Below are 14,712 nucleotides of genomic sequence, written 5' to 3'. Positions count from 1 at the left end.
TCGACGGCGAAGACAGCCGCGTCGGTCGGTGGTTCGACTGAACCGCCGACCGACCGTCGATCAGTCAGACGACGATTTCGCTTGCTCTGAGATAGGGATGGAATCGTCTACCGATTCCACAGCGTGGTCTCGCGCAGATCGGAGTCGCTCCGCCGTCGCTCCGCCGGACCGCGCCGCGTCGGGCCGGTTCGCCGCCCGTCCGACGCGCCCTGACAGCGACTCGACCGGTTCCGGTTCCGGCGGACGGGTCGCCCGCTCGGGCAGGTCCGGGTCGTCCGCCGCGTCGCTCGCGCCGGGCGCGAGGAGACCGAGCGTGTTCCGAACGTCGCGGACGAACGGCCCGAAGTCGTCGGCGCTGAGGTAGTCGAACCGGCGGTCCCGGACGACAGACCCGGCGACGGCGAGCGCCGTCTCGGCGAGCGACGGGCGTTCGACCAGCGCGACGTCGTCGGCGACGATGCTCTTCAGGTGGAGGAGTTCGCCCCAGAGGAGGTGGCCGGCGACGCCCGCGTCGTAGTCGGGCGCGCGCTCGACGGACCTACCGGTCGCCCGCCGCCAGTAGAGTTTCGGGAAATCGACGCCCGCCTGCACCGTGAACGGGAGTGACGACCAGAACCGGGGGTTGACCTCCATGAGTTCGAACTCCCCGGTCTCGGGGTCGCGCAGGAACTCGACCATCGCAACCCCGTGCCAGTCGAGTTCGTCCAGCAGTCGCCGGCCAGAGGCCTCCAATTCCGGGATTTCGACCGACTCGCGGTAGGCGCTCGGCCCGCCGGAGTACTGCCACCCGCGACGCTCGCGGTGCTGGAAGGTGGCGAGCGCCTCGCCCTCGTCGTAGAGTGCGAAGAAGCCGTACTCGTCAGAGTCCGGGACGTACTCCTGGACTATCGGGACGTGGCCCGTCTCGGCGACCAGCGCGTCCCGGTCGGGGGTCTCGTCGGGCGAGACGTACCGGGTCGAACTCCACTGGGTGTGACTTCGGGCGAAGCGGTCGGAGTACTCGGTGGCGTGGACCGTGTACCGGGGCTTGACGATGACGTCGCGGTCCCAGTCGTCCCAGTCGTCGAGCAACGCCGTCTCCGGTGCCCCGACGCCCGCGGCCGCCGCGGCGTCGAACAGTTCCACGCGGTCTTGGGCCTGCCGGAGACGGTCGAGGGCGGGCCACGGCGTGCCGACGTGGTCGGCGAACGCCTGGCGGTTCCGCGAGAGGGCGTACACGTCCGACTCTCGGAACGGCAGGATAGCATCGACGCGCTCGCGGCGCGCGAGGTCGAAGAGCGCCGCTTCGTAGGCCTGCAAGTCGCGCGTCGGGTCGGGAACTGTGACGAACTCGTCGCAATACTTCGAGCTGCTCGCCGGGGGCGTCTCGCGTTCCGAAACCGCGATAGTGTGGATACCGTGCCGACCGAGCGACCGGACGGCGGCCGTGCTACTCGCCGTGTCGATGGCGGGGACGACCACCGCAGACTCGGTGGTGGGATGGGGGTCTCCCATGCCTCTCCCGTCGTCTTTGGGAGGCTTTGTTATACGGAATCTGTTCGGGTGCGGATATATTTCCTTGTGAACAACTCGCACGTAAATCCGCCCTGCGGGTCCGTAGACGGCACCATCCCCGCGTCAGGCCGGCCCTACGCCGAAACGACCGGAGAGAAGGCGGTCAGTACGGGAATATCTCGAAGCCCTGCGGCAGGACGAACCCGAGCAACAGGAAGAGCGTCCCCGCGATGGCCGCCGTGACGACCGCGTAGGGAATCTGGGTCCGGACGTGGACGAGGTGGTCGCTCCCCGACGTCGAGGACGCCAGCACCGTCGTGTCCGAGATGGGCGAGGAGTGGTCGCCGAAGATGCCGCCACTGAACACCGCGCCCAGCACGAGCGGCAGATTCGCGCCCGTCGTGAACGCCACCGGGATGGCGATGGGGAACATGATGCCGTAGGTGGACCACGAACTCCCGTCGGCGAAACTGATGCCTGCGGTGGCGAGGAACACGAGCAGGGGAATCACCGCGGCCGGGACGCCCCGGAACCAGTCGGTGACGAAGTTCGAGATGCCTAGCACGGTGACGCTGTTCTGAATCGAGGAGGCCAACATCAGGATGAGCGCCGCGAGGAAGATACCCTTGAACCCGTGGACCATCGCGTCGGTCGCGTCGTCGTTGCTCGGGATATCCCCGCGCAGGCGGTACAGAACCGCCGCGACGACCAGCGCCGCCGTCGCCGCGAGTCCCAACTTGACGCCGCCGATGTTGAACGCCCACTCGCCCGCGGGCGGGAGCATGAACTGATAGCCCCCGAGCGCGAACAGCAGGTTCTCGGGTTCGCCGGGCACGTGGACCACGGGACTCCCGCGCCAGAACATCGCGCCGAGACCGACCGCTATCATCACCGCGACCGGGACCGCGAAGTTCCGCCAGTCGGTCGTCGCGGTCTCGGCCATCTCGTAGCGGTCCATCTCCTCGGAGATCATCGGGTCGTGGTCCTCGCCGACGACGCCGTTCCCGGCGCGAGCGCGCTCCTCCTCTCGCTTCATCCCGAAGATGTTCGGGAAGACCTGCCACGCGACCAGCGCGGCGATGATGAGCGCGACCCACGAGTAGAACCCGAAGAAGAGGCTGTTGAAGAACAGCGGCCATATCTCGGCCGTGACCGCGGTCGGCCCGTCGCTCCCGGCCTTCACGAACCCGCTCATCGCTTGGGGAAGCACGCCCTGACTCGCGGCGGATTCGAGTCCCGCGCCGATGAAGCCGATGAGCGCCGCGCCCCACGTCGAGTAGAACGCGAGGCGCGCGGCCGGACTCCCCGCCGAGTCCACGTAGTAGGCCAACTTCGCCCGCGAGACGTTGTACTTGTCCGTCAGTGGGCGCATCATCGACCCGACCACCAAGCAGTTGAAGTAGTCGTCGATGTGGACCGCGATTCCCGCGATGTAGGCCGCCTTCTCGGCGTCCGCCGGGGAGTCGGCCCAGTCGGCGAGCGCTTCGAGGACGCCCTGAATCGCGCCCGCCCGAATCATCAAGCCTATCATCCCGCCGATGGCGAAGATGGCGAGAAGGACGTTCTCGACGTACCACGCGGAACTGAACAGGGGTGCGGTGGCGACGAGCGTCGGAATCAATTTCAGGCCGAACAGCGCGCCGAGGAGGTTTCCTGTCGTGACCGGGCCGACCGTCAACCACGGGGTTTGTATCTGCGAGACGAGTACTTGACCCACCATGTCCGGCGGCACGCCGACCGCGGCCGCGCCCGGTTTCAGCGCGCCGTAAATCGGTCCGGCGCTCGCTACGCCGACGAACAGGCCGATGAGCGCGTCTCGGGTCGTCCACGCCAGCGTGATGGCGAGGATGGCGGGGACGAGCGACCAGACGCCAGCGTCGATACTTTCGAGAGCCATACCCAATCGGTGGCAGTCGGTGCCACATATGGGTTGCGACTGAAAGAAACTCTCTGCGGCCTGAATCTCAGGAAATACGAGGTGTCACCGAACGACGCGAACTACGGTACCCGCCGGAACTGTTCGGAGCGGACGGTCTCGGACCGGCTCGTCGGAGTCGGTCGGCTACTGGTCTCGACCCTCGACCGTGCCGATGCCGGGGATGGCGAACCGGCGTTCGACGACCGACATCAGTTTCGACGCCGAGAGGACGAGTCCGAGATAGAGGAGCGCGGCGAACGCGTACATCGTGGTGAACTCGAACGTCTCGGACGCGACGGCGTCGGCGCGCTCGAACAGTTCGGGGACGGTGATGAACGCCGCCAGCGACGAGTACTTGATGAGATAGACCAGTTCGTTCGACCAGCCAGGTATCGCGTAGCGAAGCCCCTGCGGCAGGACGACGTGGCGAATCCCGGCGAGCTTCGACATCCCGACCGCGCGGGCCGCGGTCAACTGTCCAGAATCGACGCTCTCGATGGCCGCTCGGATGTACTCCGACTGGTAGGCCGACCCGTTGATGGTGAAGCCGATGATGGCGACCCAGACGGCCTGGTTCGGGACGAAGCCGACGCCGACCAGCGGCAGTTCACGTATCCACGCCGACAGCCCCATGCCGTAGTAGAGCACGAACAACTGGGCCAGCAGCGGCGTCCCGCGGATGAGTTCGGTGTAGGCCAGCGAGAGCCACGCCGTCTTCTCGCCGTACACCCGCGTGACCGCGAGCGGGACGGCGAGGACGAACCCCAGCGCGATGCTGGTGACCGTCAGCACGACGGTCAACCACGCGCCCTGCGCCAGCGCGGGGAGCGCCGGCGCGCCGGTCGCGAGGAACGAGAACAGTCCCGCGACCTGCGCGAGGGGCCACCCGAGGAGACCGAGCGCGTCGGCCGCCGCCGACAGCGACTCGGCGACGCCGGCGAACGCCGCGGCCGGAATTAGCGGTTGGCCGGGCGGAACGACGGCCCCGCCGAGCAGCCAGTCGTTGACCCACCGGAAGACGAGCCACCCCCAGAACAGCGCCGCGGCCGCGACGCCGAGCCACTGGCGGAGTCCGTACGACCGCCAGCGCGGGACCGCCGTCGCACGCCGAGTCACGTCACTCATGGTCGGCGTGGACCTTGTCGAGGCGACCGAGGAACTCCCCGGTCCGCGCCTGTTCGGGGCTCTCGAACAACTGTTCGGGCGGGCCACGCTCGACGATGTTGCCGTCTTCGAGGAAGGTGACGGTGCTGGCCGCCGACCGGGCGAACCCCATCTCGTGGGTGACGACCAGCATCGTCATCCCGCGCTCGACCAGTTTCTCCATCACGCCGACCACCTCGCCGATGAGTTCGGGGTCGAGCGCGCTGGTCGGTTCGTCGAACAGCATCAGTTTGGGTTCCATCGCCAGTGCCCGGGCGATGCCGACCCGCTGTTTCTGGCCGCCCGAGAGTTCCGCCGGGTAGGAGTCGGCCTGCGCCGCGAGACCGACCATTTCGAGGTGTTCGTCGGCCGCGCTTCTGGCTTCCTCCTTCGAGAGTCCCTTGACCCGCCGGAGACCCAAGGTGATGTTCTTGCGGGCGGTCAGGTGCGCGAACAGGTTGAAGTCCTGGAACACCATGCCGACGTCCCGCCGAAGCTGGTTCACGTCCGCGTCCGGTCCCGTCGTACTGTCCCCGTCGAGGTAGATGTCGCCGGAGTCGTACTCCGTGAGGCGGTTGACACACCGCAGGAGCGTGGACTTCCCGCTCCCGCTCGGGCCGACGACGACTTCGACGTCGCCCCGGTCCATTTCGAAGCTCACGTCCCGGAGGACGCGTTCGTCACCGTAGCTCTTCGAGAGGTTCTCGACGCGTAGCAGACTCATGTGGAATCACCTGTGGGAACTGCGAAGACGTTGCCGACGTAGTCCAGCGTCCGATTGGTGGCGAACGTCAGCACGAAGTACACCGCGCTGGCGAACAGGATGACCTCCAGCACGGCGTTGGTGTTCTGGACGAACAGGTCGTTGCTCCGGGTCAGCAGCTCCGAGAGACCGATGGCGAACGCGACGCTCGTGTCCTTGAGGACGATGGTGAATTCGTTCTGGAACCCCGGAATCGACCGACGGAGCGCCTGCGGGACGACGACGTGGCGAATCGCTTGCAATCGGGACATCCCGACCGCGCGGGCGGCCTCCATCTGTCCCTCGTCGATGCTCTGTATCGCACCCCGGAATATCTGGGACTGGTAGGCCGCACTTCGCAGGCCGAGACCGAGGACGGCCGCGGCGAACGCGCTCTCGATGGGCGTCCCGAAGTACGCGAACAGCAGGATGACGACGATGGGCGTCCCCCGGAGGACGACGCCGACCGTCTCGACCGCGCCGCTGGCGTACCGACCGCCGTACACCTCGACGGTCCCCGCCGGGAATCCGGCGGCGAAGCCGAGCAGGATGCTGGCGGCCGTCAGCGCGACGGTCAGCACTATCCCGCCGAACAGGTACGGCACGTTCTCGACGACGAACGTCCAGTCGCTCGAGAGCAGGGGAGTCAGCACGGCTCTACGAGTCGCTGAACCACTTGTTGCGAATCTCGGCGTACTTTCCGCTGTCGCGGACGGCCTTCAGACCGCTGTTGAGGGCCTTCTGGACCTCGCTGTCGCCCTGGCGCACGCCGAAGCCGTACTGCTCGCCGGTCTCGTAGGTGAACGCGATGGAGACGTCCCGCTCGCTCTGGAACGTCTTGGCGACCGGCTTGTCGATGACGATGGCGTCGATGTTGCCGTTCACGAGGTCCTCGACGGCCAGCACGTAGCTCCCGTAGGAGTTGTAGTTCGACTCCTTGAGTTTGCCCTTCGAGATGAGTTCGTCCTTGATGATGCCCTCGCCAGTGGTGCCCTTCTGCGCGCCGACGGGGTGGCCCGAGAAGTCGCCGAGTTTCGACGGCGAGAAGTCGCCGCCCTTGCGCACGAGTATCGACTGGTCGGCGCTGTAGTAGGGGTTCGAGAAGTCGATTTTCTTGTCGCGCTCGTCGTTGATGGTCATCGCGCCAGCGATGACGTCGATTTTCTCGCTAGCCAGCGCGGGCATGAGTCCCTTGAACTCGAACTCCTCCCATCCCGAGAGCGTGTACTCGCTCTCGGAGACGACCGCCTCCAGCAGGTCGATGTCGAAGCCGACGAGTTCGCCGCCCTTCTTCATCTCGAACGGGGGAAAGCCGGGCGCGGTCCCGGCGGTCAGTTTGCCGCCCTTTTCGGTGGTGGTGCTCTCGTCGCCGCTTCCGGAGATGCTACCGACACAACCCGCGGTTCCGGTCAGCCCTGCGACGCTGCTCGCACCGACGACCTTCACGTAGGTACGCCGGTCCATATCGACGGAAGTTCTGTGTTCCATACTCCCACAGGAGGAAGACTACGCTTTTTAACCTTTCTCACCCGGTCTACTGTTCAAAAATTGCGGAAAATGGATAGTTTTCTGAACAATCCTTAGCCGACGGCGGCGGGCGGCCGCCCGGACTTGCCGAGGTCACGGCTCACAGCACGCGCTCGAGGAACTGCTTGGCCCGGTCGGTCCCCGGACGGTCGAAGAACTCGTCGGGAGGTCCCTCCTCAACGATACGGCCCTCCGACATCAGCACCACGCGGTCGCCGACCTCGCGGGCGAACCCCATCTCGTGGGTAACGACCAGCATCGTCATGCCCTCCTCGGCGAGGCCGCGCATGACGCCCAGCACCTCGCCGACGAGTTCCGGGTCGAGCGCCGAGGTTACCTCGTCGAACAGCATCACGTCGGGGTCCATCGCCAGCGCGCGAGCGATGGCGACCCGCTGTTGCTGGCCGCCCGATAGCTCCGCGGGATACGAGTCCATCTGATCGCCCAAACCGACCTCCTTCAGCAGGTCCTCGCCCGTCCGTCGGGCCTCGGCCGTCGAAAGACCTCGAACTCGCACGGGCGCGAGCGTGACGTTCTCCAGGGCCGTCTTGTGCGGGAAGAGGTTGAAGTGCTGGAAGACCATGCCGACCTTCTGGCGGAGGCGGTTCACGTCCACGCCCGGCGCGGTGATGGACTCACCGCCGATGCGGACCTCGCCGTCCTGAATCTCTTCGAGGCGGTTGACGCACCGCAGGAGCGTGGACTTCCCGCTCCCGCTCGGGCCGACGACGACGACCACTTCCCGCTCCTCGACCGCGAGGTCGATGTCCTTCAGGACGTGCGCGCTCCCGAAGAACTTGTCCACGCCCTCGAACTCGACCATCGGTTGCCCGCTGGCGAGGTCGTCGGTCGTGGCCGTGGTCTCACCGGCGTCGCTCATCAGTGCTCACCCCACGCGAGCCAGTCCCTCGGTTCTTCGTCCTCGTCGTCGCCCGATCCCCACTCGGCGCGGGCCTCGAAGTACCGGATGGTCCGCATGAGCGGGAGGGTGATGACGAGGTACGAGATAGAGACGAGGACGATGGGCGTCCACGCGTCGAACTGGTTGGAGTTGATGTTTCTGAACACGCTGATAATCTCCGGGACCGCCAGCACGGTCAACAGCGAGGTGTCTTTCACCAGAATCACGAGGTCGTTGCCGATGGCCGCCAGCGCGTTCCGGGACGCTTGAGGCAGGATGACCTCGCGCATCGAATCGACGTATGACATCCCGAGCGACCGGGCGGCCTCCATCTGACCGTCGGGCACCGCGTTGATGCCGCCCTTGACAGCCTCGCCGACGTAGGCGGCGTGGTTCAGCGTCAGCCCGATGATGGCGGCCGCGAAGCTCCAGTTCGTCGCCGGGAACGGCCCCCACGCGGGCGGCCAGAGTTGCGGAATCCCGAGGTAGATGATGAACAGCTGGAACAGCAACGGCGTCCCCCGGAAGAACTCGACGTACGCCGTGGCTATCGAGTTCGTGAGTGCGGTCTTCGACACTCGCCCGAGACCGACGAACACCCCGGCCGTCAGCGCGAGGACGCTGGAGATGAGCACGATTTGGATGACGAGCCACGTCGCCCCCACGAACCGCGGCCAAACGACCATCAGGAGTTCGTAGTCCACGAACTCCAGCAGGATGTACCCGACGAACGCGATGATGGTTGCGGTGAACGCCACCGCGACCGACAGCCCCGCCCACTTGACTCGCTCGTCGGTCAGTAGCCCCTCGTCGGTCGTTACCTCGCCGCCGCGGTCCTCGGTGTAGGTCTCGGCCATTGCGGATTATCCGCTGGAGTTCGTGTCCGTGGTGGTCCCCGTGGCGTTTCCGGTCGCCGTGCCGTTCGCCGCAGTCGTCCCCGGTTGGGGCCGAGCGCGGGCCAGAATGCTCGCTGGCGGATTACCGGGGAAGAACTCCCGATACAGCTCCTCGTAGCGTCCGCTCCCGATGACACGGTTGAGCGCGTCGTTGACCCGCTGGCGGAACTCGTCGTCGTCCTGCCGGAAGGCGATGCCGTACTCCTCAACCGTGAGCGTGAGGTAGTCCGGCGCGTTCTCGCCCTGTTGCTCGGCGGCGACGCCTTCACCCTTCAGCAGGACGATGCGCTCCTGCTCTTGGGTGTACTGAGCGTTGACCGCGTTGTCGTTGATGACCGCGACCGCCTGATTCCGGAGCAAGGCGTTGAACGCGCCCGGAATCTGGTCGTAGCTGTCGATGGTGAGTTCGCCGTCGAACTGCTTTTTCAGTTCCTCGGCGGCGGCCTCGCCGGTCGTCCCCTTCTGGACCGCGACCGTCTTCCCACGGAGGTCGGATAGCTCGTCGATGTCGCTCCCCTGCAGGATGGCGACGGTCTGGTAGGCCACGAAGTACGGGTCCGAGAAGTCCACCTTCTGGTCGCGCTGCTCGTTGATGGTCATCGCGGACATGATGATTCGGAAGTTCCCGTTGTTGAGACTCGGAATGATGGTGTCGAACCCGGTGTCCACGAACTCGTATTCGAGGCCCATCTCCTCGGCGAAGATGGCCTGCGCCATCGCCGGGTCGAACCCGGTCAACTTCCCCTGCGCGGTCCGGTACTCGAACGGCTTGTACGGGATGTCCGAGCCGATTCGGACGGGCCCCTGATTCTGCGCTCCGGAGACCCCGCCCATCGCGAGTCCGCCGACGATTCCTGCACTCCCCTTGACAAACGACCGCCTGTCGATGTCCATTGTTTTTCCCCCGAAGTCACGTCTACGCGACACTATATAATCGTGGCGCGAAACGTCCAGATTCGGAGGGAAGAGACGCTAAATTGTTCAGTCGTCGCTCGGATAGCCGGCCGCAGTGTCGGCGGTCCGGGAGTCGGGCGCGCCCGTCTCCTCGTAGGACCACAGCGTCGTCGCCAACAGCGCGCCGAAGATTACCAGCGCGGCGGTGTGATGGGCGACCTGCACGAGCGGCGTGTAGACGAACACCGTCGCGCCGCCCAACACGACCTGAATCGGCGTGACGGCGAGCGCGAGGGTGGCCGCGCCCCGGATGCGCTTCTCGTCTGTGTACTTCCACGACCCGGCGGCGGTGCCGAGGATGAAGAACCCGGTTATCATGGCGACGAGGCGGTGGAACCACTCGATGAAGCTCGGCCACGTCTGCGGAATCAGGCCGCCGTCGCAGAAGGGCCACTGGGCCGAACACGACAGTCCAGCGCCCATCGCGGCGGTGTAGACGCCGAGCAGGATGAGGACGAACGTGAGACCGGTCGTGACGCCCGCGAGGTGGCGGAACCGGACCATCAGCGGACACCTCCCGAACGGAGTGTGTGGACTTGCACGGTTGGAACTCCCCTTACCGGAGGTTTCGGCCGGTCGTACTTAGGTCTGTTCGACTCGCGCTCCGGACGGATTCGGGGCGGGAGTCGGTTCGGTCGGGGAGTGTGAGAAGTGGCTCAACTGGTGACGGAGTTGCCGGGGAGAGAACTCTCGCGGTGATGAATCCGCACAGCGCATCCTGTCGCTCGTGAGGATTCGCGAACCCGTGGTCAGTGAAGATGCGCGAACCCGTGGTCGCCGAAGCCGTGCGAAATCACCCGGAGAGGAAACGAGAGCGAACCGGGACCAATACTGACCGAATCCACCTGCTTGAAGGCCATCGACCACGAGCGCCCACACATGACCAAGCAGGAGCGTCTCGACGCCTACCTCGCGGAGAACGACCTCGAAGCCGTCTGGTTCGCGCGACCGAACTCCTTCGCGTGGCTGACCGGTGCGAACAACGTCGTGGACCGCGAGGGCGACGTCGGCGTGGCCGCCGTGGGCTACGACGGCGACGGACTCGAAGTCGTGACGAGTAACATCGAAGCGAACCGCTTCCGCGACGAGGAAGTGGACGCGCCCGTCACCGAGTTCCAGTGGTACGAGCAGTCGCTGGCCGAGGCGGTCGCCGACCACGGCGACGCGCCCGCCGCGGCCGACTTCGACGTGCCCGGCATGGAGACGGTCGAGGCCTCGCCGCTCCGCCAACCGCTAACCGAGGACGACATCGAGAACTACCGGCAACTCGGGCGGGAGACCGCCCAAGCCGTCGAGTCGGTCTGTCGGGAACTCCGACCCGGCGACGTGGAGTCGGAGGTCGCCTCCGCGCTCCGGGTCGCGCTCTCGGCCCGCGGCATCGAGGTGCCCGTCGCGCTGGTCGGCGGAAGCGAGCGCGCCCAGAAGTACCGCCACTACACGCCGACGAACGCCCGACTGGGCGAGTACGCGCTCGTCTCGGTCACGACCCAGCGCGACGGCCTCCACGCCAGCGCGACCCGCTGTGTCGCCTTCGAGTCGGAGATGGACGACGCCGACCTGAACGAACTCGGCGAGAAGCACCACGCCGCCCGCATCGTGGAAGTGACCGCGCTCGGCGCGACGCGGGCGGTCGCCGACCTCTCGGGCGACCCCGCCAGCGTCTTTCAGGCGGTTCAGGCCGCCTACGAGCATCTGGGTTACGACGACGAGTGGCAGAAACACCATCAGGGCGGCGCGGCCGGGTTCGCGGGCCGGGAGTGGTTCGCCGCGCCCGAGGTCGGCGACGACGCCGAAATCACGACGCCGATGGCCTACGCCTACAACCCGACAGTTCGGGGTGCCAAGAGCGAGGACACCGTGCTGGTGACGGACGACGGCTTCGAGGTGCTGACCGACACCGGCGAGTGGCCGACGACGCCGGTGGACGCCTACGACTACGACGGCGTAATCGAGCGTCCGGACGTGCTGGTGCAGGAAGACGGCGAGAGTTGAGCGAGGACGACGGCTAAGTAGACCCTCGATTTTATACCTATGGAGGTAATAACATAGGTCGATGGATGGCGGACTACACCGTAATCGAAGACTGGCAGTCTGTCGAGGACGGATACGTACTGGACGTGACGATTCGAAAGACGGACGACGATAAGTATCCGTGCGGATGGGATTACAGTCTCCATCTCGGAAAAGTCGGTGGTGAGACCGTCCTCCGGTACGACAACGCTCACGAACGGACGAAAGGTCACGAGCGCCACACCCGGAGCAAGGTCGAGTACATCGACTTCCCCGGCATGCTCGAACTCTACGACCGGTTCGAGACCGAAGCCGAGGAAGCGACGGCCAACCGATGGAGTTGGCCGGAATCGGTGTAGACCGCTACGGAGGTGACAACTCATGCCAAAACTCAAAGTTACCGTCGGCGAACGCGACCGATTGGGTGACCGAACGCGTCGGCGGATAGAGGCCGCCGAGGAGGGCGTCTCTCTCGACGACGCACAACCGGTGTTGAACTTCGAGTCGTATGCCGACCTGAGCCGACTCCTCAGTCAGAAAAATTTGGAGCTACTCGAAGCCATCGCCGAACACGAACCCGACAGCATCAGTCGAGCAGCGGACCTAGTCAATCGGGATTACAAGCAGGTCCATCGAAATCTCTCCGAACTCGAAGACATCGGCGTCGTCGAATTCGAGGGCGGCGGCTCCGGTAAGGCAAAGAAGCCACTGCTGGCGTACGACGGGCTTGAAATCGACCTGCCGTTTACCGACTCGGGAAGCGATACCGACGTTGCGACGCCGTAGACCCACCGCTTTTCGTCGTCTGTCGAACCCCGGTTCGACGCCTTCGGGTAGCTTTTTACGCTCGGCGACGGTTCCCCCGACTATGGGATTAGACGAGGACTCACTCGACTACCACCGGGAGGAGCCACCGGGGAAGATCGAGATTTCGACGACCAAGCCGACGAACACCCAGCGCGACCTGAGTCTGGCGTACTCGCCGGGCGTGGCCGCGCCCTGTCGCGCCATCGCCGACGACCCCGACGACGCCTACAAGTACACTGCGAAGGGCAACCTCGTGGGCGTCGTATCGAACGGGTCGGCGGTCCTCGGACTGGGCGACATCGGCGCGCAGGCCTCCAAACCCGTCATGGAGGGGAAGGGCGTCCTGTTCAAGCGATTCGCCGACATCGACGTCTTCGACATCGAGTTGGATCAGGAAGACGCCGAGGACGTGATTCGGACGACGAAGGCGATGGAACCGACCTTCGGCGGCATCAATCTGGAGGACATCAAGGCTCCCGAGTGCTTCGAGATAGAGGAGACCCTCCGCGAGGAGATGGACATCCCCGTCTTCCACGACGACCAGCACGGTACCGCCATCATCTCGGGCGCGGCGCTGCTCAACGCGACCGAAATCAACGGGAAGGACTTGGAGGACCTGAACATCGTCTTCTCCGGGGCGGGGGCGTCGGCCATCGCTACCGCCCGGTTCTACGTCTCGCTCGGCGCGAAGAAGGAGAACATCATCATGTGCGACTCCTCGGGCATCATCACCGAGAACCGGGCCGAACACGGCGACGTCAACGACTACAAGGCCGAGTTCGCCCGCGACGTGCCGGAGGGCGACCTCGCGGACGCGATGGAGGGCGCGGACGTGCTGGTCGGTCTCTCGGTCGCCGGCATCGTCGGTGAGGAGATGGTCCGGTCGATGGCCGACGACCCCGTCATCTTCGCCATGGCGAACCCCGACCCGGAAATCGGCTACGAGGAGGCCAAGGCGGCCCGCGACGACACCGTCATCATGGCGACCGGGCGCTCTGACTACCCGAACATGGTCAACAACGTCCTCGGATTCCCGTTCATCTTCCGGGGCGCGTTGGACGTTCGCGCGACCGAAATCAACGAGGAGATGAAAATCGCCGCGGCGGAAGCCCTCGCGGACCTCGCTAAGCAGGACGTGCCCGACGCCGTGGTCAAGGCCTACGGCGACCAACCGCTCCAGTTCGGGCCGGAGTACATCATCCCGAAACCGCTCGACCCCCGCGTCCTCTTCGAGGTCGCGCCCGCGGTCGCCGACGCCGCGATGGAGTCGGGCGTCGCCCGGAGCGAGTTGGACACCGAGCAGTACGTCGAGACGCTGGAGGCCCGCCTCGGCAAGTCCCGCGAGATGATGCGCGTGGTCCTCAACAAGGCCAAGTCCGACCCCAAGCGCGTCGCGCTGGCGGAGGGCGACGACGAGAAGATGATTCGGGCGGCCTACCAGATGCAGGAGGAGGGTATCGCCAACCCGGTCCTCGTCGGCGACCGCGAGTCCATCGCGGCGACCGCCGAGTCGCTCGGTCTCGACTTCGACCCCGAAATCGCCGACCCCGCGAACGGCGACTACGAGGCGTACGGCGAGCGCCTCTACCAACTCCGCCGCCGGAAGGGCATCACCGAGAGCGAGGCCGAGGACCTCGTGGAGAAGGACAGCAACTACTTCGCCAGCGTGATGGTCGAGCAGGGCGACGCAGACGCGATGCTGACGGGGCTGACCCACCACTACCCCTCGGCGCTCCGTCCGCCCCTGCAGGTCATCGGGACGGCCGAGGACGCCGACTACGCCGCGGGCGTCTACATGCTCACGTTCAAGAACCGCGTCATCTTCTGCGCCGACGCGACGGTGAATCAGGACCCCGACGAGGACGTGCTGGCCGAAATCACCCGCCACACCGCCGACCTCGCCCGCCGGTTCAACGTCGAACCGCGCGCCGCGATGCTGTCGTACTCGAACTTCGGAAGCGTGGACAACGAGGGCACCCGCAAGCCCCGGAAGGCCGCCGAGAAGTTGCGCGCCGACCCCACGGTCGAGTTCCCGGTAGACGGCGAGATGCAGGCCGACACCGCGGTCGTGGAGGACATCCTCAACGGCACCTACGAGTTCTCGGAACTCGACGACCCCGCGAACCTGCTGGTCTTCCCGAACCTCGAAGCGGGCAACATCGGCTACAAACTCCTCCAGCGACTGGGCGGCGCGGACGCCATCGGCCCGATGCTGGTCGGCATGGACAAACCGGTCCACGTCATTCAGCGCGGCGACGAGGTCAAAGACATCGTGAATCTGGCGGGCGTGGCGGTCGTAGACGCCCAGCAGAACGAGTGA

General features: G+C 65.9%; 14 protein-coding genes. 4 read left to right on the top strand and 10 right to left on the bottom strand.

Annotated elements, in window-relative coordinates:
• Window positions 1-60: 60 nt before the first annotated feature.
• The 10 genes from M0R88_RS01805 to M0R88_RS01760 form a co-directional block, all read right to left on the bottom strand.
• A complete protein-coding gene (locus M0R88_RS01805; RefSeq protein ID WP_248655257.1) occupies window positions 61-1,494 on the bottom strand; it encodes a carboxylate--amine ligase in 1,434 nt (477 codons plus the stop codon).
• 163 nt (window positions 1,495-1,657) lie between these two features.
• On the bottom strand, window positions 1,658-3,391 hold the full coding sequence (locus M0R88_RS01800; RefSeq protein ID WP_248655256.1) for a Na+/H+ antiporter NhaC family protein: 1,734 nt from the start codon (window positions 3,389-3,391) through the stop codon (window positions 1,658-1,660).
• A 165-nt stretch (window positions 3,392-3,556) separates the two neighbouring features.
• Window positions 3,557-4,537, bottom strand: a complete 981-nt coding sequence (locus tag M0R88_RS01795; protein ID WP_248655255.1) for an amino acid ABC transporter permease — start codon at window positions 4,535-4,537, stop codon at window positions 3,557-3,559.
• Entirely contained in the window at window positions 4,530-5,279 is a 750-nt protein-coding gene (locus tag M0R88_RS01790) for an amino acid ABC transporter ATP-binding protein (protein WP_303649872.1), read from the bottom strand. Before M0R88_RS01790 ends, M0R88_RS01795 begins: the two co-directional genes overlap by 8 nt.
• Window positions 5,276-5,950: an amino acid ABC transporter permease gene (locus M0R88_RS01785; RefSeq protein WP_368409367.1), complete on the bottom strand. Its 675-nt coding sequence runs from the start codon at window positions 5,948-5,950 to the stop codon at window positions 5,276-5,278. Before M0R88_RS01785 ends, M0R88_RS01790 begins: the two co-directional genes overlap by 4 nt.
• 4 nt (window positions 5,951-5,954) lie before the next feature.
• Window positions 5,955-6,785 (bottom strand): basic amino acid ABC transporter substrate-binding protein, encoded by an 831-nt coding sequence (locus M0R88_RS01780; RefSeq protein WP_248655254.1) that lies wholly within the window; start codon window positions 6,783-6,785, stop codon window positions 5,955-5,957.
• Window positions 6,786-6,924: 139 nt separating this feature from the next.
• Window positions 6,925-7,704 (bottom strand): amino acid ABC transporter ATP-binding protein, encoded by a 780-nt coding sequence (locus M0R88_RS01775; RefSeq protein ID WP_303649871.1) that lies wholly within the window; start codon window positions 7,702-7,704, stop codon window positions 6,925-6,927.
• Window positions 7,704-8,582: an amino acid ABC transporter permease gene (locus M0R88_RS01770; protein WP_248655253.1), complete on the bottom strand. Its 879-nt coding sequence runs from the start codon at window positions 8,580-8,582 to the stop codon at window positions 7,704-7,706. The genes M0R88_RS01775 and M0R88_RS01770 overlap by 1 nt, the downstream gene beginning before the upstream one ends.
• Before the next feature lie 6 nt (window positions 8,583-8,588).
• The gene (locus M0R88_RS01765; RefSeq protein ID WP_368409406.1) at window positions 8,589-9,509 is read right to left on the bottom strand and encodes a transporter substrate-binding domain-containing protein; all 921 of its coding nucleotides are present in this window, start codon (window positions 9,507-9,509) and stop codon (window positions 8,589-8,591) included.
• A 93-nt stretch (window positions 9,510-9,602) separates the two neighbouring features.
• Window positions 9,603-10,079 (bottom strand): COX15/CtaA family protein, encoded by a 477-nt coding sequence (locus M0R88_RS01760; RefSeq protein WP_248655251.1) that lies wholly within the window; start codon window positions 10,077-10,079, stop codon window positions 9,603-9,605.
• 375 nt (window positions 10,080-10,454) lie between these two features.
• On the opposite strand from M0R88_RS01760, the gene M0R88_RS01755 reads away from it, so the two are divergent.
• The 4 genes from M0R88_RS01755 to M0R88_RS01740 all read left to right on the top strand — a co-directional run bounded on the left by M0R88_RS01755 (window position 10,455) and on the right by M0R88_RS01740 (window position 14,712).
• Window positions 10,455-11,567 carry a M24 family metallopeptidase gene (locus tag M0R88_RS01755; protein ID WP_248655250.1) on the top strand — a complete coding sequence of 371 codons (1,113 nt, stop codon included), beginning with the start codon at window positions 10,455-10,457 and terminating at the stop codon, window positions 11,565-11,567.
• Window positions 11,568-11,632: 65 nt separating this feature from the next.
• Window positions 11,633-11,944 carry a toxin-antitoxin system TumE family protein gene (locus M0R88_RS01750; protein ID WP_248655249.1) on the top strand — a complete coding sequence of 104 codons (312 nt, stop codon included), beginning with the start codon at window positions 11,633-11,635 and terminating at the stop codon, window positions 11,942-11,944.
• 22 nt (window positions 11,945-11,966) lie between these two features.
• Window positions 11,967-12,371, top strand: coding sequence for an HVO_A0114 family putative DNA-binding protein (locus M0R88_RS01745; RefSeq protein WP_248655248.1), 405 nt, complete (start codon window positions 11,967-11,969; stop codon window positions 12,369-12,371).
• Between the two features lie 82 nt (window positions 12,372-12,453).
• Window positions 12,454-14,712: an NADP-dependent malic enzyme gene (locus tag M0R88_RS01740; protein ID WP_248655247.1), complete on the top strand. Its 2,259-nt coding sequence runs from the start codon at window positions 12,454-12,456 to the stop codon at window positions 14,710-14,712.

The sequence above is a fragment of the Halorussus gelatinilyticus genome, assembly GCF_023238445.1.
Lineage (GTDB): Archaea > Halobacteriota > Halobacteria > Halobacteriales > Haladaptataceae > Halorussus > Halorussus gelatinilyticus.
The sequence above is the reverse complement of the archived record's forward strand: the minus strand, read 5'-3'. Positions and strand labels throughout refer to the sequence as shown.